Source organism: Caballeronia sp. ATUFL_M2_KS44 (assembly GCF_023630965.1).
GTDB classification, from domain to species: Bacteria; Pseudomonadota; Gammaproteobacteria; order Burkholderiales; family Burkholderiaceae; genus Caballeronia; species Caballeronia concitans.
The window spans coordinates 409,591-432,789 of sequence record NZ_JALQEA010000039.1 but is presented as its reverse complement, the minus strand read 5'-3'; the positions used below and the strand labels follow the sequence as shown (position 1 = coordinate 432,789).

Annotated in this window: 22 protein-coding genes; 5 read left to right on the top strand and 17 right to left on the bottom strand. The window is 62.3% G+C overall.

Features of this window, described 5'->3' with window-relative positions:
* The first annotated feature begins 77 nt into the window (after nucleotides 1-77).
* Both NCR39_RS17395 and NCR39_RS17390 read left to right on the top strand, forming a co-directional pair.
* Nucleotides 78-236 (top strand): hypothetical protein, encoded by a 159-nt coding sequence (locus NCR39_RS17395; RefSeq protein WP_159459354.1) that lies wholly within the window; start codon nucleotides 78-80, stop codon nucleotides 234-236.
* A 271-nt stretch (nucleotides 237-507) separates the two neighbouring features.
* Nucleotides 508-2,502, top strand: a complete 1,995-nt coding sequence (locus NCR39_RS17390; protein WP_250453315.1) for a hybrid sensor histidine kinase/response regulator — start codon at nucleotides 508-510, stop codon at nucleotides 2,500-2,502.
* Between the two features lie 14 nt (nucleotides 2,503-2,516).
* Here NCR39_RS17390 and NCR39_RS17385 read toward each other — a convergent pair whose 3' ends face one another.
* The 5 genes from NCR39_RS17385 to NCR39_RS17365 all read right to left on the bottom strand — a co-directional run bounded on the left by NCR39_RS17385 (nucleotide 2,517) and on the right by NCR39_RS17365 (nucleotide 6,089).
* Complete coding sequence (locus NCR39_RS17385; RefSeq protein WP_250453314.1) at nucleotides 2,517-3,194, bottom strand: alpha/beta hydrolase; 678 nt, start codon at nucleotides 3,192-3,194, stop codon at nucleotides 2,517-2,519.
* 16 nt (nucleotides 3,195-3,210) lie between these two features.
* Nucleotides 3,211-3,600, bottom strand: coding sequence for an MAPEG family protein (locus tag NCR39_RS17380; protein WP_250453313.1), 390 nt, complete (start codon nucleotides 3,598-3,600; stop codon nucleotides 3,211-3,213).
* Nucleotides 3,601-3,649: 49 nt separating this feature from the next.
* Nucleotides 3,650-4,522, bottom strand: coding sequence for a metallophosphoesterase family protein (locus NCR39_RS17375; protein WP_250453312.1), 873 nt, complete (start codon nucleotides 4,520-4,522; stop codon nucleotides 3,650-3,652).
* A complete protein-coding gene (locus NCR39_RS17370) occupies nucleotides 4,519-5,529 on the bottom strand; it encodes a diacylglycerol/lipid kinase family protein (protein WP_250453311.1) in 1,011 nt (336 codons plus the stop codon). The genes NCR39_RS17375 and NCR39_RS17370 overlap by 4 nt, the downstream gene beginning before the upstream one ends.
* A gap of 119 nt (nucleotides 5,530-5,648) precedes the next feature.
* Nucleotides 5,649-6,089 (bottom strand): CBS domain-containing protein, encoded by a 441-nt coding sequence (locus tag NCR39_RS17365; RefSeq protein ID WP_250453310.1) that lies wholly within the window; start codon nucleotides 6,087-6,089, stop codon nucleotides 5,649-5,651.
* 297 nt (nucleotides 6,090-6,386) lie between these two features.
* Between NCR39_RS17365 and NCR39_RS17360 the strand changes: the two genes are divergently transcribed.
* A complete protein-coding gene (locus tag NCR39_RS17360) occupies nucleotides 6,387-7,346 on the top strand; it encodes a chemotaxis protein (RefSeq protein WP_250453309.1) in 960 nt (319 codons plus the stop codon).
* A gap of 106 nt (nucleotides 7,347-7,452) precedes the next feature.
* On the opposite strand, the gene NCR39_RS17355 is transcribed toward NCR39_RS17360, so the two are convergent.
* The 3 genes from NCR39_RS17355 to NCR39_RS17345 all read right to left on the bottom strand — a co-directional run bounded on the left by NCR39_RS17355 (nucleotide 7,453) and on the right by NCR39_RS17345 (nucleotide 8,863).
* The gene (locus tag NCR39_RS17355) at nucleotides 7,453-7,728 is read right to left on the bottom strand and encodes a hypothetical protein (RefSeq protein WP_250453308.1); all 276 of its coding nucleotides are present in this window, start codon (nucleotides 7,726-7,728) and stop codon (nucleotides 7,453-7,455) included.
* Between the two features lie 295 nt (nucleotides 7,729-8,023).
* Entirely contained in the window at nucleotides 8,024-8,455 is a 432-nt protein-coding gene (locus NCR39_RS17350) for a response regulator (RefSeq protein ID WP_040052126.1), read from the bottom strand.
* 63 nt (nucleotides 8,456-8,518) lie between these two features.
* On the bottom strand, nucleotides 8,519-8,863 hold the full coding sequence (locus NCR39_RS17345) for a hypothetical protein (protein WP_250453307.1): 345 nt from the start codon (nucleotides 8,861-8,863) through the stop codon (nucleotides 8,519-8,521).
* Between the two features lie 181 nt (nucleotides 8,864-9,044).
* Here NCR39_RS17345 and NCR39_RS17340 point away from each other — a divergent pair, with 181 nt between their 5' ends.
* Entirely contained in the window at nucleotides 9,045-10,067 is a 1,023-nt protein-coding gene (locus tag NCR39_RS17340; protein ID WP_250453306.1) for a transporter, read from the top strand.
* Nucleotides 10,068-10,079: 12 nt separating this feature from the next.
* Here the strand turns inward: NCR39_RS17340 and NCR39_RS17335 are convergent, their stop codons facing one another.
* Nucleotides 10,080-10,547, bottom strand: coding sequence for a nuclear transport factor 2 family protein (locus NCR39_RS17335; protein ID WP_250453305.1), 468 nt, complete (start codon nucleotides 10,545-10,547; stop codon nucleotides 10,080-10,082).
* 83 nt (nucleotides 10,548-10,630) lie between these two features.
* On the opposite strand from NCR39_RS17335, the gene NCR39_RS17330 reads away from it, so the two are divergent.
* Nucleotides 10,631-11,212 carry a TetR/AcrR family transcriptional regulator gene (locus tag NCR39_RS17330; RefSeq protein ID WP_250453304.1) on the top strand — a complete coding sequence of 194 codons (582 nt, stop codon included), beginning with the start codon at nucleotides 10,631-10,633 and terminating at the stop codon, nucleotides 11,210-11,212.
* A 6-nt stretch (nucleotides 11,213-11,218) separates the two neighbouring features.
* On the opposite strand, the gene NCR39_RS17325 is transcribed toward NCR39_RS17330, so the two are convergent.
* The 8 genes from NCR39_RS17325 to NCR39_RS17290 all read right to left on the bottom strand — a co-directional run bounded on the left by NCR39_RS17325 (nucleotide 11,219) and on the right by NCR39_RS17290 (nucleotide 23,178).
* Entirely contained in the window at nucleotides 11,219-12,550 is a 1,332-nt protein-coding gene (locus NCR39_RS17325; RefSeq protein ID WP_250453303.1) for a TolC family outer membrane protein, read from the bottom strand.
* Entirely contained in the window at nucleotides 12,543-14,663 is a 2,121-nt protein-coding gene (locus NCR39_RS17320) for a peptidase domain-containing ABC transporter (protein WP_250453302.1), read from the bottom strand. The genes NCR39_RS17325 and NCR39_RS17320 overlap by 8 nt, the downstream gene beginning before the upstream one ends.
* Nucleotide 14,664: 1 nt before the next feature.
* On the bottom strand, nucleotides 14,665-15,894 hold the full coding sequence (locus NCR39_RS17315; RefSeq protein WP_250453301.1) for an HlyD family secretion protein: 1,230 nt from the start codon (nucleotides 15,892-15,894) through the stop codon (nucleotides 14,665-14,667).
* A 31-nt stretch (nucleotides 15,895-15,925) separates the two neighbouring features.
* Entirely contained in the window at nucleotides 15,926-16,663 is a 738-nt protein-coding gene (locus NCR39_RS17310) for a lysophospholipid acyltransferase family protein (RefSeq protein ID WP_250453300.1), read from the bottom strand.
* Between the two features lie 1,324 nt (nucleotides 16,664-17,987).
* The gene (locus tag NCR39_RS17305; RefSeq protein WP_250453299.1) at nucleotides 17,988-18,506 is read right to left on the bottom strand and encodes a fimbrial protein; all 519 of its coding nucleotides are present in this window, start codon (nucleotides 18,504-18,506) and stop codon (nucleotides 17,988-17,990) included.
* A 76-nt stretch (nucleotides 18,507-18,582) separates the two neighbouring features.
* Complete coding sequence (locus NCR39_RS17300; RefSeq protein ID WP_250453298.1) at nucleotides 18,583-19,665, bottom strand: fimbrial protein; 1,083 nt, start codon at nucleotides 19,663-19,665, stop codon at nucleotides 18,583-18,585.
* A 36-nt stretch (nucleotides 19,666-19,701) separates the two neighbouring features.
* A complete protein-coding gene (locus NCR39_RS17295; protein ID WP_250453297.1) occupies nucleotides 19,702-22,293 on the bottom strand; it encodes a fimbria/pilus outer membrane usher protein in 2,592 nt (863 codons plus the stop codon).
* A gap of 141 nt (nucleotides 22,294-22,434) precedes the next feature.
* Nucleotides 22,435-23,178, bottom strand: coding sequence for a fimbria/pilus periplasmic chaperone (locus tag NCR39_RS17290; protein ID WP_250453296.1), 744 nt, complete (start codon nucleotides 23,176-23,178; stop codon nucleotides 22,435-22,437).
* Between the last annotated feature and the right edge of the window lie 21 nt (nucleotides 23,179-23,199).

The window sequence follows — 23,199 nt, the reverse complement described above, 5'->3', positions numbered from 1 at the left end:
CGATCGCTTGAATAGCGGCTACCCGCATCCTATGGTTATCAGTGTGTCGCTTCGACACTCACTGAAGGAGGTCCATCATGCCGTCGTCACGCAAGGCTCAGGCGAGCCATCCCGCGGAAACCGAAATGTCGAGCCGCAAGAAAACGGCCGGCAGCAAAGCGTCCACCACCAAAAGCACCGGCGCCAAGGAAACCAGCGTCAGCAAGCGCACGACCAAGGCCAAACCGAAATCGTGAGCAGGCGCTGAGCAGCACGCTGCCCTTGATGGAGTGTGGGCATCGATCGTGGCTGTCCTTCGAAACGGCGAGCAGATGTCATGCGCTCGCCGTTCGGCATTCTTGATCTTCGCTCGTCGCGCGTTGCTTCGTGAATGCACGCAGAAACGCATAAAAACCGCTCTCATTTCCGCAATGAGTCCGCGCATCGCCAAAAAATACATTCCGATGCCACCGACGTAGCCTAAAGTAGTTAATTCTTCCGCTCTCGCCGCCCGACCGAGATCCGACGATGGCCGTTCCGCAACGCGCCGCCACCGTGCGCACCCGAGGCATGCTCGCCGCCGCCGCGCGTGAAGCCGGCGCGAGCCTCGTGCGCAATCTCTCGATTCCCGCGCCTTTCGCCGATCGCGCGCTCGAAGCGCAATTTCTCGAAGATCACAGTCAGCGTTTCTGCGCGTTCCGGCGCGCATCGGCGCTGCTCGCGCTCGTCATCTGGACGTGCTTCCTCTGGTGGGATTTCAGCTTCGTGCGCGGAAACAAGGCGCTAAACGTGCGCCTCGCCGATATCCTCGCGCTGCGTTTCGCGGGCGTGGCGTTGCTTATTTGCGTCGGCTTTCTGGTGCTGCGGCCGTCGTTCCGGTCGCACGCGACGGCGCATCGCGTCATTCTCACCGGCATCTACGGCCTGCTGTGCCTGATCCTGACGATGGTCGCCATCACGCCCGCGCCGTACAACTACACGCAATACTTCATCGGCCTGTATCTCGCGCTGTTCTTCCAGTTCAGCTTCTTTTACCTGCGCTCGCGCCTCGCGCTGATGGTCGGCGTGATCACCATGGCGTCCGTCGTCTTCCTGCAGATCACCGTACGTCTGCTCAACCCGGAAGATTTTTTCGCGGGCCTTTTCTATATGTTCAACGTGATCGTCGTCGGGCATGGCGTGTGTGCGCACGCCGAGCGCGTCTCGCGCGAGCGCTATTCAGCCGAACGCGCGCTGGCGTCGCTCAACGACGAGCTGCGTTCCGCCAACGTCTCGCTCGAACGCAAGAACCGCGAACTGGAGGTGTCGAAGAAGGATCAGGAAACGAAGACGCACGCGCTGCTCGCGCTGCGCGAACAGCAGATGCTCGCCGCGCAGAGCGCGAGCCGCGAGAAATCCAACTTTCTCGCCGCCGCGACGCACGACCTTCGCCAGCCGATGCACGCGCTCAACCTCTTCTTGCAGGCCGCCGCCGAAGCCATCCGCAACGGGGAGTTCGCTCAGGCGGAAAAGCTGATCGACGAATGCGGGCGCTCGTCGGCGATTCTCGCGCGCCTTCTGAACGCGGTGCTCGATCTGTCGCGGCTGGAATCGGGGCGCGTCGTGCCGCGCTATCACGTGTTCGACGTGCGGCAGATCGTCGAGGAAGCCGCCGAACAGATGCGCCCGTTCGCGGCGAGCCGCGGCGTCGATCTGCGTCTGCGGTTGCCGAAAAACGATGTCGTCTGCGTGCGCAGCGACTCGCACTGGCTATGCCGCGCGATCGCCAATCTGGTGTCGAACGGCATCAAGTACGCGGACACGGGCAACAAGGCGAAGCCGACGGTGATCGTCGGCGTGGTGCGATCGCCGACGCGCGCGCGCATCGACGTGCTGGACAACGGCATCGGCATTCCCGCCGATTATTTCGACGCCATTTTTCAGCCGTTCTTTCAGGTCGACAACCCGGAGCTGGATCGCGACAAGGGGCTGGGGCTTGGCCTTTCGATCGTCAACGCGGTCGTGTCGATGCTGGACGAGCACCGCATCGAACTGAAATCCGCCGAGGGGCGCGGTTCGCGTTTTTCGCTGGAAATGCCGCAATGCGGGCCGTCGCCGGACAAGCCCGCCGCGCGCGCGCCCGTGCGTTCCGAGGCGGCCGAAGCGGCGCAGCTGAACGGGCGCTACGTGCTGCTCGTGGAGGATGACGGCCTCGTGCGCGCATCCACCGAAGCGCTGCTCGCGCAATGGGGCGTGCTCTACGATTCCGCCGCGACGTTCGAGGAATTCGAGGACATTCTCGCGACGATCGAGCGCTTCCCCGATCTCATCATCACCGATTACCGGCTGCGCGATTTCAAGACCGCGCGCGAAGTCGCGATGCTCGCGGCGGTCAGGCTCGGGCGCCCGTGCCCTTGCCTCGTCGTGACCGGCGAACCATCGGCGACCATCGTGCCGCTCGCGTGCGAACACGATGTCCTCTCGAAGCCCGTGAGCCCGGCCGCCTTGCGGCGCGAGATGGTGTCGCTGATCGTCGGCGCCTAGTGTTCAGTTCGCGCTCAGCTCGACTTGAGCCGCGCGCCGAACCAGGCTCTCAGCGCTTCGACTTCTTCCATGCAGACCGTGTGCGCCATCGGGTACGCGTGCCATTCCACGTCGCAGCCCTGCTCCCGCGCGAATTCGCAGGCGTCTTCGCCGAGCTGGACGTCGAGCACGTCGTCGAACGCGCCGTGCGCGGCGAAAATCGGCGCATTGCGGTTCGCCTCGCTGAGCGATGCGTCGATTAGTCCTTTCGACGGAATGTAGCCCGACAGCACGATCAGCCCCGCAAGCCGCTCCGGATGCGTGAGCCCGGCCTGATATGTCATCGCGCCGCCTTGCGAAAAGCCCGCGAGAAAGATGCGCTCGGTGGCGATGCCGCGCGCGTTCTGCTCCGCGATCAGCGCGCGCACGCGTTTCACCGACGCCTCGATGCCCGCTTCGTCCACGCGCCGCACGATGCCCTCGAACGAGAGGATGTCGTACCACGCGCGCATCACGTAGCCGTTGTTCGCCGTCACCGCCATCTCCGACGCGTTGGGGAACACGAAGCGCACGGCGGGCGCGTCGGCCAGGCGCAGTTCGGGCACGAGCGGGACGAAGTCGTTGGCGTCCGCGCCGAGCCCGTGCATGAGGATCACGGCGAATTCGGGATTCGGCGCGGTTTCTACTTCGATGGTCGAGGGTGAATCGGTCATGCGGACTCCGTATGCCTCAAATGATGGGAACGAGCATCTGAACGATGCCCACGATCGAGATCAGCCACACCAGCGACCGCACGAACGGCACGCCCGCCGCGTACAGCGGCACGTAGATCAGGCGCGCGACGAAGTACGTCAGCGCGCCGTAATGCGTGAGCGCGTTTTCGCGCCCGGTCGCGTGAACGATCAGCACGGCGATCGCGAAAACCGGCAGCGTTTCGAAGAGATTGGCCTGCGCGCGCATCAGGCGGCCCGCGAGCTTGCCGGGCGGCGGCGCGGGACCGTCGCGCGGGCCGGCGTTGTACTGAATGCCGGTCTCGCGGTTGCGCACGAGCGCGGGCAGAAACACCTGCACGAGGGCGAGGACGAGCGTCCAGGCGAGCATCGTCAGTTCGAAGGTCATCGGGGCTCCGGGGCGGGTTGGCGTCGGAATTCGCTGCGTCGGGCGACGATCATTCTGTCACGTTGGATCGCGCATTGTCAGGCGTTGCTGCCGCCGATCGCGCCGCGTGATCCAGCGCCAGTTCATGCTGCGCGCGCTGCTCGAAACGATCGTCGGCGTCGGCGTAATCCCATCGCTCGACGACGACGCGCCGCGCGCCGGCATCGCTCGCATCGCATGAATAGCGGATCAGATTCACCGAATTGCCGATGCTTCCCCGCACGCGCGACGACAGCGCCGTGCCCGCCTGCACCGCCCACACGCGTCGCGGCAGATTCGCGAACGTATCGTGCAGCGGCAGCACGTAAGGCAAATGAATGTGCCCGCCGACGATCAGATCCGCGCCCGCGCGCGCCCAGCGCGGCACCGCGCGCTCGCGTCCGTGCAGCAAGTTGCGTTCGTCGTGCGCGCGCGTGACGGCCACCGGCTGATGCGTCACGACAATGCGCAATTGCCGCGCGCTCGCCGCCTCCAGCCGCGACGCGACGTGCCTGACCTGCTGCATCGACACTTCGCCGTCCTTGTGCCGATACGGCCGCGTCGTGTTGACGCCGAGCACGAGCACATCGCGCGATTCGAACGACGGCGCAAGCTCCGCGCCGAACGCGCGCTGATGATTCGCGTACGGCGCGAAGAGCCGCGCGAACACGTTGAAGAGCGGAATGTCGTGATTGCCCGGCACGACGAGCGTGGGCGTCGCGCCGAACGTATCGAAGAACGCGCGCGCCGCCGCGAACTGCCGCCTGCGGGCGCGCTGCGTGATGTCGCCGGACACGATGACGAGATCGGGCGGCATTGCATCGATGAGCCGCAAGAGCGCCGCCACGACCTGAGGCCGCTCGGTGCCGAAATGCGGATCGGAAATCTGCAGCAGCAAGGTCATGAGCGATTGGCTTCGGCCACGGCGGGCTCCGGCTTGAGCAACAAAAGCGGCCGCTCGGACACGCGAAATTCGAGCGGCATGTCGAGCCACGCGATTTCGCCATCGGTCGCGATCTTCACGCGGCGGCGTTTCGCCTTCGACGCACGAGGGCGCGTCACCGTGATACGGTCGAACGTGAAGCTCATCACGTGATCGGAATCGCTCAGCCGCCCCGCCGCGCCGTGCAGCGAAAGAATCAGATGCGCGAGCCGTCCGACGGGCCGCGGCGCAATCGCGACGAGCAAGCCATGTTCCACTGCCCGCGCCTCCGGCATGCCGATCTGCTCCAGTTGCAGCCGGTTGTTGCCGACGAAGAGCGTGGACGAGCGCACTTCGCGCGTGCGTCCTTCATGCTCTATATGTAAGTGCAAATGCCGATGCCGCCGCAGCAGCGTGTACACCGCCGACCATAACGCGACGAGCCGGCTGCGTCCGAACTGCTGCTTGTACGTCTCGCGGTCTTCGAGCAGCTTCGGATAGAGACCGAGGCTCGCGTTGACGATGAACATCCGGTCGTTCACGAAGCCGACCTGCACCGGATAGGCGCGCGCGTCGAGCAAGAGTTTCGTGGAGGCGTGGAGATCGGCGGGAATGCCGTGGTCGCGGCTGAAATAGTTGAACGTCCCGCGCGGCAGCACGGCGAACGGCACGCCGGCCACGAGCGCGGCCTGCGCGACCGTGCAGAGCGTGCCGTCGCCACCCGCGCCGACGAGCACGCCGTGGTTCGCGCGCGCCTTTTCGGCGGCATCGCGCGCGGCGGCGGCGAGTTCGCGGGGATCGTCGACCACGCACATCTCGAAACGACGCCCCGCCGCGCCGAGTTCGTCTTCGAGCACGGCGCGCGTTTCATCGGCCTGCTTGCGGCCCGAGCCCGCGTTCATCACGACGAAAAACGGCGCGTTTAGCGCGATCGTGCTTGCAATTGAGGCGGCCTCGGTGGAATCGGCGTTGGCGGCGTCGGTGGTCATCGGCAGCGCTCCTCGCGGTTCGTCGCATGATTGCGCGCGCCAGCGCAACAGGCCGGCGAGACCTGCCGATTATAACGATTAGCTTACAACTCCGATGATCGCCGAATATCCGAAGCCGCTCAGGTGTGCTCGCCCCGGATGTAGTACTCGAGTTGCTTGATGGTGAACTGCTGTTCGGAAATGATGTTCTTCACCAGATCGCCGATGGAAATCATGCCGACGAGCTTGCCGTTGTCGATGACCGGAAGATGCCGCATGCGCTTGTCGGTCATGAGGGCCATGCAGTCGTCCGTGGTCTGGTCGGGGCGCACGTAGCGCACGTGCGCGGTCATGATGTCGCGCACCGGCGTCTCTTTCGACGACCGGTCCAGCAGCACGACTTTGCGCGCGTAATCGCGCTCGGTCATGATGCCGACGATCTCGTCGCCCTTCGTCACGAGCACCGCGCCGATATGCTTGTCGGCCATGAGCTTGATCGCGTCGTACACCGGCGAGGTCTCCGCGACCGTAAAGACCGTCTGGTCGGGCTTCGAATTCAGGACTTCTGCGACTGTTGCCATCAAGCGCCTCCGTGGGCTTCGCGTGCTCGCCGGCCGTCGATGCCGGTGAGCGCGCGCTTCGTTGTATCCGGAAAACGTTGCTGCGCGTGCTATCGAGCGTAAGGCTTCGCGCGCGATGCCTTCATCGGCATTAACCCGACCATTCGCAAAAAGTATAGGACACGCCCGGCGGCGGAATGTGCGCTTTCCCCGACTTCAGTTTCGCGGATTGTTGCCGCTATTCAGGCATCGCGTGAAAACAACGTAGCGATCCGCGAACGCACGCAGCGCCAGAGGCGCACTGAATAGAGGACGAAAATGAGCAGTTCACAGCAGGATATCGAGCAGCGCGTACGGCTCGCGGGCAGCAACATGTTCGAGTTGCTCCTGTTCAGGCTCGGCGAGGCGCCGGGCTCGGAGCAGCGCGAGCTTTACGGCATCAACGTGTTCAAGGTGCGCGAGATTCTGGCGATGCCCGCGATCACCGCCGTCGCGGGATCGAGCGAAGAGATTCTGGGCGTCGCGGATATTCGCGGCCAGATCATTCCGGTGATCGATCTGGCGCGCATCACCGGTTGCCGTCCGAAAAACGGGCCGAAGATTCTGCTCGTCACGGAATTCGCGCGCACGACGCAAGGCTTCGCGGTCGAGGAAGTCGACGATATCGTGCGGCTGGAGTGGAATCAGGTGCTCTCGGCGGAATCGCATTCCGGCGGGCGCACGGTGACGAGCTTCGCGCGGCTCGACGGCAACGTCGACGGGACGCGTCTCGCGCAAGTGCTGGATGTCGAGCGCATCGTGCGTGACGTGCTGCCGGGACAGGACGCGGATATCAACGAGGCGAGCACCGGCCGGCTGCAACTTAAGCCCGGCGCGCGCGTGCTGGCGGCGGACGATTCGGGCGTCGCGCGGGCGCTCATCGAGCAAAGTCTGACCGCGATGGGCGTGCCCTTCGTGATGACGAAGACCGGTCAGGAAGCGTGGGACGTGCTGGAAGCGGCGCTCAAGAAAGCGAAGGAACACGGCACCGAAGTCGCCGATGAAATCGCGCTCGTGCTCACCGACCTCGAAATGCCGGAGATGGACGGCTTCACGCTCACGCGCCGCATCAAGTCCGATAGCGGCTTGCAGCACATTCCGGTGGTCATTCACTCGTCGCTGTCGGGATCGGCGAACGAGCAGCACGTGCGCAAGGTCGGCGCGAACGCGTATGTATCAAAGTTCGTGGCGTCCGAGCTTGCCAACGTGATGCGCGGCGCGCTCGTCGGCGCGGAGTAAACGCATCGGCGCCCGGTGCGGGCAGACCTCGTGAGTCTGCTGCAGCGGGCGCCGAAAGGTCGCTCAGTCTTGAAGGCCGGAGAGATGCCCGGCCAAACCGGTTCGATCAGTGACCGAAGTAGATCGAGTTCGTGTTGTTCGCAGCTTGCGCACGGCCGCCCGATTGGGCCAGCGAGTCACGCGAACCGCCGTATGCGCGGGCGTCGATGCCATGCGCGCTTTCTTCAGCGGCGATGGTCTGCGCGCTCGGCCCTTGCTGCGACGCCGGGGCGCCGACAGCCGGACGGTACGACGGAGCCGGACCGTAGCCGCTTGCGAAAGCGGGAGCAGCGATCGAGGCGGAAGCAGCGATAAGCAGGGTAGCGATGAGATTGCGTTTCATGGTGTGCTCCAAAGACGGTTGACGTTCGTATCAGAAGCGCCGCAGCTGATTGCGAGAAACTGTCTGCTACGTCGATGGAAAGCAGTGTATACCCCTACTATCGTTTTTTTATCTCAATATATTTCAATTCACTTTTCGCTGTGCGCCAACAATCATTGGCCGCACGATCGTGCGTGAATCGCGCTCAGTAAGGCCGTGTAAGGCGTTCAAGGCGATGACCGACGCCGCCTCGGGCAGCATCGATTCGCGGGGACAGAACAATAGTTTTCCGCACGACTGTGCGGAATGGACGAGATCAGTGAGCGAGCCGCTGCATCAGCGTGACCAGCGTCGCCGGTGAATTGCCCTTCTGGCAGTACGCATCGAAGCCCGCATGCAGGCCTTTCGTGCGCACCAGTTCCTCGCCGAGCGCCGTAAACGCGATGATTCCCGCATCGCGCGTCCGGGCGATGCGCCTCAAGACTCGCGCGGTCGCGAAGCCGTCGTGCTCCGGCATGCTGATATCGAGAATGACGATGTGGGGCGCCCAGCCGTCGACCGCGTGGAGCGCATCGACGCCGGAAAGCGCGACGCGCGTCTCGAATCCGTCCGCGTTCAGGGCGGCGGCGAGCGCTTCGGCGCTGGATGCGTTGTCATCGACGACCAGAATGCGCCAGCTTTGGACTTCCACATCGACACTACGGTTGGTCCAGACGGCGCAATGAGGGGAATGCAAGTTCACGGACATGGCGGTTCGATGAATAGATCGCCCGCCTCCCAGCACGTTTCGCGCCTGATTTCGAAATCCCTTTCAGGCGTTGTCTTCCTTTTTTCCCTTACGCCGTTTCGCGGGCGCTTCTTCGATCTCGCGCAACCGCGCGTTGGCTTCGACGAGCGAGGCCGCGTCGCGCTGACGCAGCGCCAGGTCGAGTTCGCCGATTGCCGCGAAAAGCGCATCGCGGGACGATTCGTCGGACGTTTCGTCATCGCGCTCGGCCACGCGGCGCGCTTCCTTGTCGAGCCGCTTGAACAGCTTTCCGCCGAAGCGCGTGTCGACCGCGCCGTCGCGCGCGAGCCCGGCAATCACCGATGCAAGTCGTATCAGGCCTGCCGCCGTCGTTTGCGTCACGCCATCAAGATCGTCTTGGTCGTCCACTGCGTTTCTCCCCTAGTTGACGCGGAGCCGGCGTCTTCGTCCGGCCCGCCTTGCATCGCGCCATCATACGCCGCCAATATGACAATCATTTTTTGCGCGATGAGCGCCGGACGCGCCGATCGTTTCGCCCGCGACCGATGGCACACTAGCGCCATTCCACCGAATCCCGCACGAAGCGCGCATGAATCCCGCTACCCTGCAACGACCGCCCTACGGTTCCGATTTCACCGGCCTCGTCTGCGGCTTTCGCTTTCGCGTCGATCAGCCCGGCGAGCCGATCGATGCCGAAGCGGCCAGCGCCTGGCTCGCCCGCGACGATACCGTGAAGGAGTTCATCTGGCTGCATTTCGATCTTGCGAACAGCGCATGCGAACGCTGGATGCGCACGCGCCTCGGCGTGCCCGACGAATTCTTCGACACGCTGCATGAAGGCTCGCACTCGACGCGCATCGAGCATCAGGAAGGCGCGCTCTTCGCCGTCATCAACGACGTGATGTTCAACTTCGAGCTGACGCCATCCGAAATCGCGACGCTGTGGGTGTACACGCGTCAGAAGCTGCTCATCACGGCGCGCATGAAGCCGCTGCGTTCGGTGGATTCGCTGCGCGAATCGGTGCGGCGCGGCGAGCTGTTTCGATCGCCCGCGGAATTGCTCGCGCATTTGCTGCGCGATCAGGCCGAGCTTCTCGTGCAGATCGTGCGGCGAACCAGCGTGGAAGTGGACGGCATCGAGGATCGCTTCCTGTCGGCGCATTCATCGCGGACACGCTCCGATCTCGGCGCGCTGCGGCGCGTGCTCGTGCGCCTTCAGCGTCTGCTCGCGCCCGAGCCCGGCTCCGTGTTTCGCCTGCTCGCGCGGCCGCCGCGCTGGCTTCACGCTCAGGACATTCAGGATTTGCGCGACGCGACCGAAGAGTTCTCGCTGGTGCTGAACGATCTGGCGGGCCTCGTCGAACGTATCAAGCTGCTGCAGGAAGAAATCGCGACGCGGATGGACGAGCAAAGCAACCGCACGCTCTTCACGCTGACGCTCGTGACGGTGCTGGCGCTGCCGATCAACATCGTGGCCGGCTTCTTCGGCATGAACGTGGGCGGCATACCGCTCGCGGAAAACCATCACGGCTTCTGGCTGCTCGTGCTGATTGTCGCGAGCTTCACCGTGCTCGCCGGATGGTGGGCTTTCCGGCGGCGGCGCAATATGTAATGCGCTTTTTACCTACAGCCCGAGGTCGCTCAGGCCGGGATGATCGTCGGGCCGGCGGCCGAGCGGCCAATGATATTTGCGCTCGGACTCCTTGATCGCAAGATCGTTGATGGACGCGTGACGATGCGTCATCAGCCCCGCTTCGTTGAACTGCCAGTTCTCGTTGCCATAGCTGCGATACCAGTTGCCCGAATCGTCGTGCCATTCATATGCGAATCGCACCGCGATGCGATTTCCCGTGAATCCCCACAACTCCTTGATGAGCCGATAGTCCAGCTCGCGCACCCACTTGCGCTGCAAGAACGCTTCGACTTGCGCGCGGCCCGTGACGAATTCCGCGCGATTGCGCCAGCGCGTGTCCTCGCTATACGCCAGCGCGACGCGCTTCGGATCGCGCGTGTTCCAGCCGTCTTCGGCCAGGCGAACCTTCTGTGCGGCGGTGTCTGCATCGAACGGCGGGAGAGGCGGTCTGCTTTCCATGTCGGCTCCTGGTTGATGTAGACAGGTCTGTCTACTTGCACCCACTCTAGCGCAGGTAGACGAACCTGTCTACAATCGTCCGCATGAATATCATCGACTATTCGGCGGATGCGGCGGAGCTTTCCCCCGACGCCCGCATTCTGCGCGCCGCCCACGAACTGTTTTATCGCGACGGCATTCGCGCGACCGGCATCGACCGCGTGATTGCGGAATCGGGTGTCGCGAAGAAGACGTTCTATCGCTATTTTCCGAGCAAGGACGATTTGATCGTCGCGTTCCTCGAGTTTCGGCACGAGAACTGGATGGCATGGTTCCGCGACGCGCTCTCGCGTCACGGCGGCACGCTTTCCGCGCTGGTGCCGGCGCTTGCCGAGTGGTTCGGCGGCGAGACTTATCGCGGTTGCGCGTTCATTAATTCGGTGGTGGAAGTCGGCGGCACGCTGCCGCAAGCGGTGGACATCGCGCGGCGGCACAAGCGCGACATGACCGCCGCCATTCGTGCGCTGATGCCTGCCTCGCGCACCGCGAAGGCCGACGCGCAGGCGCTCGCGCTTGCCGTCGATGGCGCGATCGTCGCCGCGCAATTCGCCGATGCCCCCGCCGATGCGCTCAAAGCACTCGCCCGCCTGGTGCGCGCAGTCAAGCGCGGGGCGAGCGCGGAGTAAGGCGCGTTAGCGCGCGTCCGCCTTGGCCACCTGCAACGCGCAACACAGCTTCGCGCTCGTCTCCGCGATGTCCTGCTCGCTCAACGTGGCGACATCGGCCTTGAGTTGCAGGAAGGCGACGAGCGCCGCATAGCGCGAGCGCAACAGATCGCGGCGCGCGGTGTACAAGGTATCGAGCGCGCGCAGCACGTCGCTGCTCGCGCGGCTGCCTACTTTGAAACCGACTTGCGTGGCTTGCAAGGTCTCGCGCGCGCTTTCGACGAGATGCGTGAGCGAACCGGTCTTCTGCTGCTCGCGGATGTACTTCGCGTAGTTGTCGCGCGCGGACGCCTCGGCTTGCGTCGATGCCAGCAGATAGCCCTGCTTCGCCTTGTCCTCCAATGCAAGCGACTGCCCGACGCGCGCCTGAATCTCACCACCGGAAAAGAGCGGAATCTGGATTTGCAACATGCCGGTCGTGGTCGTCGTCGGGCGCGCGTAGCCCGAGGCCGCGCCCGCGGGCGTGTAGCTGCCTGTGACGCTGACGACCGGATAATTCGCCGCGCGCGCCTTCGACGTATCGAACCTGGCGATTTCCAGGCCGAGTTGCTTCGACTGAACCTCGTAACCGCGCGTCTTCGCCTGCTCTGTCCAGCTTTCCTCGCCCTCGGCGAGCTTCGGCAACGCCATCTCAGGCGGCAACTGCGCCAGCGCCGAGAACGGCCGCCCGGTGACTTGCTCGACGGCGCGACGCTTCACGGCCAATTCCTGCGCCGCGTCCACTTGCTGAAGCTGCGCCTGTTCGAGCGCGGTATCGGCTTCGCTTTGGTCGATGACCGTCGCCTCGCCCGCCGCGCGCTTGCGGCGAACCTGATCGACCTGCGCCTGTATCGCCGCGAGATAGTCGGCGGCGCGCTTGACTTCGTCCTCGGCGGCGAGTTCGTCGAAATACGCCCGCACGGCGCGCAGAATCGACGCCTGTTGCGCGCCCGCGAAATCCACCGCACCCTGCGCCACGACGAAGTCCGCCTGCCGGTAAGCAGTCCATTTGCTCCAGTCGAAAAGCGGCTGCGAAACGGTCACCATCCAGCCGTTCTGCCAATACTTCTGACGCGGAAAGCCGTCCATGTCGATCCGGTTGTACGCGCGTCCCCAGCCGCCCACGATCTGCGGCAACAGCGCCGCGCGCGCGATGGGCACCGCCTGCTTCGCGGCCTCGTAGCCGGCGCGTGCCTGACCGAGTTCCGCGTCGTGATCGAGCGCCTGCTGAACGATGGCGATGAGATCGTCGGCGCGGGCTGCATCGACGAATAAGAGCGCACTCGCCAGCGCGCATATCGAGAGGCTTCGCTTAAACATGGAGCGCTTCGTCCGGCGTGATCTCGGTCTGCCCGATGCGGTCCCGCACGAGTCCGCCGCCTTCGAACCGGTAACGAACGTCGAACGACGAAGCCAGCGACATGTCATGCGTGATGACCACGACCGTGCGATCGAGACTCTGCAACAACGCTGCGATGTTCCGCACCGAAGCGGGATCGAGATTGGACGTCGGCTCGTCGAGCAGCAACAACTCGCGCTGCTGGTACAGCGCCCGCGCCAGCAAAAGCCGCTGACGCTGCCCCGCCGAAATATTCGCGATCGTGTCGCTGATGACGGTGCGCGTGCGCATCGGCAAACGCATGATGTCGTCGAGCAAGCCGACCTGATCGAGCAACTTGTGGATGCGGTCCTCGTCGGTCTGCGCGGCGAACAACGTGACGTTATCCGCAATCGATCCGTGCAGGATGATGTCGCCTTGCCGCATGTGCGCCTGATGCCGGCGGATTTCATCGACAGCCAGATTGGGCCATGCGATGCCGTTCAGCGCGATATGCCCTTCCTGCAGCGGTTCCGCCGCCGACAGCAGCTTGAACAGCGTGGATTTGCCGCTGCCCGAAGGACCGGTGATCGCGATCTTGTCGCCCTTGCGAATCTGGAAGCTCGCGTTCTTCAGCACGGGTTGATCGGAAATGCCGTAGCTGAATGTCAGGTCGCGCACGTCGATGCGATCGAACACGCGCACTTCCGTCGCGCGCTGCGTATCGGCAAGCGGCGTATAGCGTTCGTTCTCGCTTTCGACGATATCGTCGACGCGCGCGGTCGGCACGCTCAGCATGAAGTACTGAAACGTGGCGTTGATGGCGCTCGCGAGCCGCTCGGACATCAGCGATTTATAGATGAGGAACGAATAGAACACGCCCACCGACACCCTGCCGCCCAGCATCAGCCGCGCCGCAAGCCACGTGATGATGATGGTATCGGCGTAAGTGACGAGCTTGAGCAGCCCGTCGCGCGTGCACGTGAGGCGGCTGCTCTTCAGCAGCGCCGCCGCGTACGCCTTGTAGATAGTCATGTAGATGGCCGTGCGCCGCGTCTCGCCTTGCGCGAGCTTCAAGAGCGATGCGGCGCGTATGGTTTCGATCAGCGAGTCGTCGCACCGTGCGGACGTTTCGAGCACGAGCGCGTGGTTGTCGCGCATCGCGGCGAACATGCTGATGGCGAGCGCGATATACACGAGAAAAACGAGCAACGCGACGCCCGCGAGTTGCCGGCTTTGAATCAGCATAAGAATGAGCGCGATGATGCCGACTGCCAGATCGATGAACAGCGACACGCTGGTGCGCGTGGCGAACACGCTGATTTCGTCCTGCGCTTTCACGCGCGCGAACACGTCGCCGACGTGACGCTTTTCGAACCACGACATCGGATTGCGCAACAAGTGACGCAACAAGCCTTCGGTCGAATTGATCTGCGTGAGGTTGTAGAGCAATTCCGTGAGGTACTTCTGCACGAACTCGCTCAACGCGCCGAGGATGAAGATGCTCGCGAACGTGACCACGAGCACGTTCAGCAGGTTGCGGTTGTCGGCTGCGACCACGTAATCGAGCACGAGATTGCCGAAATACGGCATCGCGAGAATGGCGAACTGGCTGCCGAGCGCGACGAACAATATCTTGCCGATATGCGCCTTCAACTGCGGACTCAACGCGCGCACGCGCTTGAGCGCAGCCGGCACGCGCGACTTGGCGCGAATGCGCGGCATCTGCGGCGTCGGCGCGAACTCGAGCAGAAAGCCGGACACGGCCGAGCGGAACGTGTCCATGGAGACGCGACGACGGCCGGTCGCGGGATCGATCACGCGCACGTAACCATGTCCCGCCTTCTCGAACACGACGAAGTGCGCGCCGCCGAAATGGAGAATGGAGCCCTTCTTCACGGCCGACAGATCGGACGCGTCGAAACGATACGCCTGCACTTCCAGACCGAAATCGACGGCGACATCGTACAAGTCCATCAGCGAGAGGCCGTTCGCCGAGATCGGCTTATACGACGACAGTTCGCGCACTTCGGTGGCCCGCCCGAGATGCGAGAGCACCATCGCCAAACATGCATAGCCGCATTCGGCGACTTCGTTCTGATAGATGATCCGCACATCAACCTCTTAGCATTCGATACAACGGCGCCAGCACCCACTCGGCGAGCGTCCTTCGTTCCACGACGATGCTCGCCGTCGCCCGCATTCCGGGCAGAATCTTGAAGTGCTGGCCCTCGAATTCGAACGTGTTGCCGCGCAGCGTGGCCCACGCGAGGTAATCGCCCTCGGATTCCTTGGCGCTTTCAGTCTGCTCGGACGGATCGGGCGCGCCAGGCGTGCCGGGCAAGCCGAGCGGGCTCGCAGGCAGCACCGTGGTGCCGGATATCGAATCGATGCGCGCCTCGTACGTGCCGAACTTGGCGTACGGAAAGGCGTCGAATTTGAGCCGCACGACCTGCCCTTCTCTCACGAAGCCGCGTCGCCGCGAAGGAATGCTCAACGCTGCACGCAAGGGGCCACTGTCCTTCGTGGAAATGACCATGGCGACATCGCCCGCTGCGAGCATGCGGCCTGCGACCAGCCCCGAGAACGTGACCACGCCGCCCTTCGGCGCGGAGACGGTTGCGTCCTGGCGTTCGCGTTCGAAGCGCGCGCGGACATCCTGAATGTCGCGAGCGCGACGGGCATCGAGTTCGCGCAGTTGCGCTTCAAGATCGGCTTGCGTGCTATTCGATGCACCAATTTCGCCGGCCAGTTGCTGTCGCCGCGCCACGCCCTGCGCGACCGTCACCTTGCCTTGATGGATGTCCGCGCGCGCCTGCTCGATCTTGTCCGCGGTCACGTACTCCGACACCGCATTCAGCCGCGCGAGCCGCTGCTCGAACTCGCCCACCAATTGACTGTTCTGCGCAATCTGCGCATCCAGCGACCCGAGTTCTGCGCGACGGCTGGCTTCGGTAACGCGCGCGGTGTCGCGCTGTGCGTTCAACTGCGCGCGACGCTCGTTGTATTGCTCGTCGATGGCATGGATTTGGTCGTCGCGCATCTTCTCGTCGAATGCTTGCCGGCGCAGGCCGTCTGTCGTGAGCGAGAAATCGCGCTGCAAGCGAAACAACGGCGTCCCCGGTTCGACATGTTCCGACGGCCGCGCGTAGATCGCGGACACCATCCCGTTCAAGCCCTGAATCTTCACCTCCGACGGCGACACGATCTCGCCCGAGACGTCCTGCTTGAGCTCGATCTGGTGGACGAAGCCAAAGGCCAGCGCCGCGATGGTGAACACGGACGTGGCATAGGCGATCCAGCGCCATGGCACGTCCCTGAATTGGGGAAGATCGGTCGGTTGCATGAAGTCTTACGTGGTCGGCTGTTGCATTCGGCTATTTCGACGGGGCGAACGCGTACATTGCGGGATGCCCGGCCGGAAGCCACTGTTCATAATTGTCGAGAAGCGCCGTCTCGATATAGCCGGCGAGCCGCTGCGGCGACTCGGCCGCGTCGAGCGGGAGAGGATCGAATAGCCGCGCCTCGAAGTGTCCGCGCGAGAAGCGCAGGTAAAACGGCAGCAGCACGGCGCCGAAGGTTTCTCCCATGCGAAACACGCCGTTATGGATGCGCGCGCTTTTGCCGAACATCGATACCTCGACCGTTTCCATCGGATAACGATGCATGGTGAAAGGCGGGACATCGGAAAAGAGCACGGCAACGCCATCGCGTTTCAGCGAGCGCGCGACGCGTACGCCGAGGCCATTGCGATTCGTGTCGCCGTAGGTGTAGAGCACCTTGATGCCGGGAATGAGCGCGTGGTCGTCGCCATATTGATTCCTCGGCACGCCGGAGACCACGGACATGGACTGCAAGCCGAGCAACGCGGCCACGCGCTCGACGATATAGATGTTCGCGTACTGTGATACGAAGTGGAACGGGGAAATGAACACCGGCCGCCCAGGCGATTCCTTTCTCAGCCTTGCGACTTCGGCGGTAAGCGCCCGCGCGATCTGTTCGAGGTCAGGCCACGCTTCGTGTTTTCGAATGTCGCGGCCAAAGTAGATGCGCTGATCGATCAGCTTTTCGATATACGCGCCCGCACACGCTCGACGCGCTCTCGCCGGAGGCAAGTTCAGGACGTCAAGGCCGATTTCCGATCGCACTCGGCCGCTTGCTCTACATGTTGCGTCGTACATGCTGCGCGTGCGCCAAACACAATGAGCAAGCGTTTCCACCGAACTCATTGGAATTCGACCGAAGAAACTACGCCGCACGCGATGCTTTCGCAGCGCGAGCCATTTCTTTAGCGCGGAACGCAGAGCGGGCATTGATTTTCGTGGGGATGGACGGACATGGATAAGTCTTCCGGACTACGCTGGCTTCGGCACTCACTAACCGACTTCTTCGAACAATCGATTCATCCGCGAACGTTTCAGTGCCTTGACCGATCGACTTCGAAACTCGGTCATCTTGGATATTCAGTTCAAGGCGGCTCCATGTGGGACGCTGCCTCGCACTGAGAGGATCGCATAAGCGGCAACCGCGCCTTAACAACTGACGCTAGAGCCGCTACGCGACCCCCTGGAGGCACATTTAATTGACCGGACTCAGCGCTGAGTCCGGCTAATGACACAGCGCCTTAACTTTGCTTCAGGTTGATGATGACGGTCGTGGTCGACGAAGACTTGCTGCTAGCCTTGTGGCAGCCGCCAGCCAGCGATGCCTGAGCCAAAGCAGTGCGTTCGATCTTTTGCATTTTGAATTTTCCGATGTTTCTTTCAATAACAACCGAGCAGCTCATCATGAGCCGACGCGGTCACCTTCCTGATTCACTCAGGAGTCCGTCTGAAGTGGAACACTCCAAGACCGGGCAGATGGTAGGTTCTTTCTCGGTGCCGGTAAACCGCGATAAATCCTAAATAAGGGACGGTTGGTAATAGCGCTTGTTCATTCGAGCAAAATGGCAGCAAAAAGGCCGATCAGGACCTAGAAGAATGTTAGCAAGGGAATACGCATGGTCTCGTTTCAACTGCTATTTGACAAACTCATGCGTCCGCGCCTTATCCCGTCATCTCTAACGATGAAGCAAAGCCTCTTGACGATTTTTATCTATGAAAACGAAAAGGCCGCCCTAGACTGAGGCGGCCCTAGTTGACCCGTCTGGCCCAACGACAACAGTGGCGAGCTATTATGGTTTTTGGTTGTTATTGACCTGGACGGACGACACGGAAATGTTCACGGTCGTTGACGTCGAACTGCTCGATGAAGCCTTCGCAGCGCCACCCGCGAGTTGGGAATATTTCAATGCAATGCGGTCGATTTTTTCCATCTCTAACTCTTCCAGATTCTTGAGAAAAATGAAATAAGCACGAACGGTTTTATTCGCTCGTTTCGTTATCCTATCAAACAATCCGCTCCGAATTCAATCGGAATTCGCGGATGCACTGTCGGGACTCAGTTGTATCCGAAGTTCACCGTCGCCGTTGCTGCAACCGTCCCGCCAGTCATGGTTCCGAGCCGGTAGAACTGAGCGACCATCGGAATGGTCATGGTGTTGGTGGCATCCACGGCGCCGATAGTCGTCTGCGTGTTGAGCGGGAACGGCGTTCCCGTCGTGTCGCCGGCATTAACCGCCTTCAACAACTGCACGCCAACCTGACTCGCTGTACCCGTGTTCTTGAGCACGCTTTGCACGGTATCGACGGTTCCGTTAATGGTCATCGAGACGTTCGTGTTGACGGCGCAGTTCTTCAACAGCAGACTGAACGGCGTTGCATTGTTCGTCGCATTCACTGAAAGGAAATCCGTTGTTTTAGCCGTCTTAAGATCAATCGTCTGCGAGACGGAACCCGAATCGACGGTGCACGTGGGCAATATGATTGTGCCAGTGAAATTCAGCGTGGCATCGACGGCGAAAGCCGGGCCCGCACTCATGAGCCCAAGCACCGCAAGCCCGCTTATCAACCTCTTCATGTTTTCTTCTCCTTCGTTTCGTGGTGGTTCCAGTCTGACGGCAGTCTGCCCCTCGCGCAGACCGCCACCGTGGCAATCACTGGTATAAGACGGTCATCGTCATGGTTGCGTTTGCGGGTCCGGCGGTCAGCGGGCCGGTGCGGTAATAGCGCGCTGTCATTGGTATGGCATAGCTGCCGCCGTTTGAACTATCGAAGCCATTCAGCGTCCGAAGGGTACCGAACGGAAACACGGCTCCAGTGTTGTCATAAAGTTGGACGCCCACGCCGCCCGCCGCCGGGCTACCGCTCAACGCCGCAACGTTGCTGAACCCGGACACCTGACCGTTCGATGGATCGATCTGATACTGAATGCTGTGAATCTGGCCCGCGGATGTCCCGGCTACCGGCACGCCGCCCGGACAGTTGTTCAGACTCAGGTTGAACGATGCGACTTTGCTCGGAGCAGGCCCCACGTTCGGCAGATCCGCTGGTCCCTGGATGCCCATCGGAACGTTGACGTCAGGCGTCTGGCAGGTGAGCACGGTGATTACAACCGGCGTGATATAAAAATTGATGATGCCGGCTGACGGCACGTCCCCTGCGGGCGGTGGCGTCAGCGTTTGCCACGAGAACGCCTGTGCGATCATGCCTGTCGCCGTGCCCGGCGTAATGTCACCGGTTTTGACCAGTGCAACGATCAACTGCCCCCCATTCTGGATGGTGCCATTTCTGTTCCATTGGCGGCCCATGGTGCGAAATGTCTGAGGACCATAGGGCGTGCTGTCCGGGATGGTATAGCCGCCCATTGCAATGCCTACGCCGGGAACGTTCGTCGGATAGACCTGAAACGCAACGCCCTGGTACGTCGCGTTATAGGTCGTTGGCCCCGCTGTGGTGATGCCCGCCGTTTCGAAGTCGGTTCCGTTATAGACGCTTCCCGAAATGATGCAGGTCCAATAATCGTTCTTCGACGGCGACGAGGACCATGTCGTCAGAACCGAGCCATTAGGTAAGTCCCGCGCCACCGCGACGGTTGAAGGCAGCGTCAACGTGAAAGACGTGTAGTTCGCAGTACAGCTCGCGGTCGCCCATGCTGAAGAAGGCACGAAGATCAGCATCGCAAGCCAGCACATCACGCGCCGCAACAGCGTAAGTGCAAGCCGGTTCATGTTATTCATTTGTTCCTTTCCCGATGAATTAGCTTTGACGGCCCTTCACTGACAGACCGCGTCCGAAACGCTGATCGAATTTGGCTTCGCGGCGTCCACATTCGGCGGCAGTTGATATCGGACCGCGCACCGCTGCTCGGGTGCATCGCCCCATTTCACGTTCAACGTGCCGGCATCGGCCTTGAGGCCCGTCGCGATGATGCGGCTGCCTTGCGCCACCGTGCCCACCGTGTGACTTTCGCCATCGAACACTTCGGCGCCAAACGGCAAGGACTTGCCATCCGCTTGCATGACTCGCATGACAGCCGGCTTGCCCAGGTTCTCCGTTTCGAACTGCACGCGGACGACGGCGCCAGCCGTAGGCGCGGTGCGCTGCACGGTGGACTTCAGCGAAACGTTGATCGGCAGGCCCTTCGGATCGAGTTCGATGTCATTGTTCGAATACGGCTGGATGCCGGATACGACCGCATGTCCCCAGCGATCGACACGCAAGCCCGCGCCGCTCGCCAGTCTGGCGCCCGCCGCGTCCTTGGCCTCGATGACGGCCACGGTATCGCCCATGTTCGGCGTGAACGCGACGCCGTTTTGCCACGCCACCACACCGCCCGACACGCCTGCGCCGACCTGCGAATAATTCCGCCCGACGCTCGCGTTCGCGGTAAGCAACGCAACCGGCGACACATAACCGATGTTGCCGCCTGCGCCGACCGAGCCGCTTTCGTCGTGACCGCCGTCGGTCAAGGTCGCATTGACGCCGTAGCTGAATGCATTGTCGACGCCCAGCGTGCCGGTGACCGACTGCTGAATCGTCGAGCGGCCGTCGCTCGTGTCGTGCTGGAAGTTGGTGGACGACAACGGTGCATGCGCGCCGAAGCCGAGCGGGATCGACATATTCAGCATGATCCGGTTGTCCCACCGGTTCGTGTTCACCTGATACTGCCGCACCAGTGACGCGCCATACGTCATGCGTTTCCAGCTGTTGTTGTAGCCGATCTGGAATTGCGTATCGTGGTCGGAGCGGTTCCAGTAAGTCTGCAACGAGCCCATCGCGTAGATTGCGCCGTAGCGCCCGCCCTCGCCGAGGCTCTGATTCAGCACGAACTGTAAGCGCGACTTCTGAAGCGAAGTCATCAAGCCCGGCTGATGATCTTCGTTGAGTTGCCGCATCATCACCGCGTCGGGTAGCGTGAAGAAGCCGTTCGTCGAGTAGCGATATGCGGCGATCGCGATGTTCGTGTTCGTCGGTTCGAACAGGCGTGAATAGCTGAGTCGAACGCTCGCGCCGTTACGCGTGCCGTAGCCCTTGAAGCTGGCGATCGCATCCGTGACATCGAGGCCGAACGCGCCGACGCTCGTGTTCAGCGCCGCGCCGATCATCGACGAGAAGTACATGTCGGCGCCGGTCACGCCGCCATACAACGTCAACAGATTGTTGATGCCGCGCTGCACGGTGAATTGCGAAACGAACGGATGAATATCGACGGTCGGATCGCGGTACTGGCCGATCATCGCGCTATAACGCAGCACTCCGGGACGCAGTGCATTCACCGCCGCCGCGTACGGCACGGTTGAGACATGCTGCGAGCCATCGGCTTCGGTCACGATGATATCGAGGTTGCCGCCGTAACCCGTCGGATACAGGTCGTCAATCTCGAATGCGCCCGGCGCGACCGTCGTTTCATAAATGATGTTGCCGTTCTGCCGGACCTGCACCCGCGCATTGCTGTTCGCGATGCCGCGCACCACCGGCGCGTAGCCGCGCTGCGACTCCGGGTACATGCGGTCGTCGGTGGCGAGCGTGACACCGCGCACACCGAAGCTGTCGAACAGCGCGCCATCCGTAAAGGTGTCGCCAACCGTGAACTGGCTCTTGATGTCCTTGAACGCACGCTGCGCGTACGTCTGCACGTTCTGGTAGTGCTGCCCCGTGAGGTTGTTGTGCGTCAGGTTGCCCTGATAGCGGAACCGCCAGGCACCGACGTTGACACCGCCGATCAGCCCGAGATATTGGGAATCGTTCGCGTATCCGCCGGCCGAGCTGTGATAAACGTTCGCGTTGTATTGCAGCGTGGCGGCGTTGATGCCGTCGTCCCAGTATTTCGGATCCACATAGCCGCGCGCCCGTGTGCTCATGGCGATCTGCGGAACGCTGACGTCGAGACGCTGTTCGCCGCCGTCGAACACTGCCGTCGCGCTCGGAATCAGCTCTTCCAGCGTCAGGCACCCGTTCGCGGCGGATTCCAGCTTCGCGGCGGATTCCGGCGACAGCTTGCGCAAATCCACACCGAAACGCTCGAGCAAGTCGATAGTGACGCACGCCTGCACCGTGCCCGGATGCTGCGCGGAATCGCGAATATCGACGTCGAACTTGCCACGCCATACGTTATTGACGTAGGTATCCGCGCGATACGTCCCCGGCAGCACAGGTTGCCCGTTGTTGAACCGCGAGATGTCCAGCTTCCCGCCGCCACCCGACTCCAGGAATTGCTCATTGAACTGCACGGGCCCAGGCTGCTGAGATGCGTCTGCCCATGCGTGCCCGCTGACGCCCATGGCGGCAAAGGCCTGGATGGCGAGCAACGTGACCGGCTTCAATCGCATGCCGGACATATGCGCGCTATAGGAGTGCGTTTTCATTTAGTTATACCAACTATTCGAAGACAGCATGCCCCGGCATGCTGCGTGGTATGCGAGCTAGTACATCTTTACCGGATCATTGCGGCGCGCAGAATGCGCAGCCGCCGATGATGGAACGACGCGGCGACAGGATTTCGCCTCTTAGGGCGCGAGCTTCGCGTCGCCGGCTTGAGGTCCGCCGTAGTCGTTGATTGCCGTGTAGTGAACTTTCGCGCCGGCTGCGGGTAGATCGCCCTTGACGGGAAATGCTTTGCTTTCCCCCGGCCCGACCATTCCGCCGTCGGTGAATGCTGCTATGTGCGTGCCGTCGGTGACTTCGATACGGTCGAACGACACGTGATACTGAGTGGGGTTATCCGCCACGATCAGATTCTTCCCGCCCTCGTGCTTCAGATGCCAGACGATGCCATCCGGCGCGTCGGTAGCCTGCCCTTTTATCCCCGTCGGACGATAAAAGAACTTGATACGCGTCCGAAATGCTAGCTGCAGTTGGTTGGCGCTGGCTTCGTCGCCCGTAGGCTTCGGCGGCACTTCCAGCACGTTCAAATAGAGCACCGTTTCCTTGTCCCCGGGCATCGGCTCACCGGTGGACATGATGCGCAAAGTCTGCGACTTGCCCGGATCGATACGCATCATCGGCGGATTGATCGTGAACGGCACGTCGATGGTGTCGGGCTTCGCGTCGGCATCGCCCTTGTCGATCCATACCTTCGTGAGCCCCGGCAGCTTGCCGTTGTTCGTCAACTTGACGGTGACTTCGGAATCGCTCTGGTTGTATACGACACGTGTGCCCGCGATGACAACTGACGCGTGGGCCTGCTGTCCAACGCTCTGGATGGCGACAAGCAACACGGCGGCGGAGACGAGTCGGCTGAGAATTTTCATGTTGACGACGAATTGCACAAC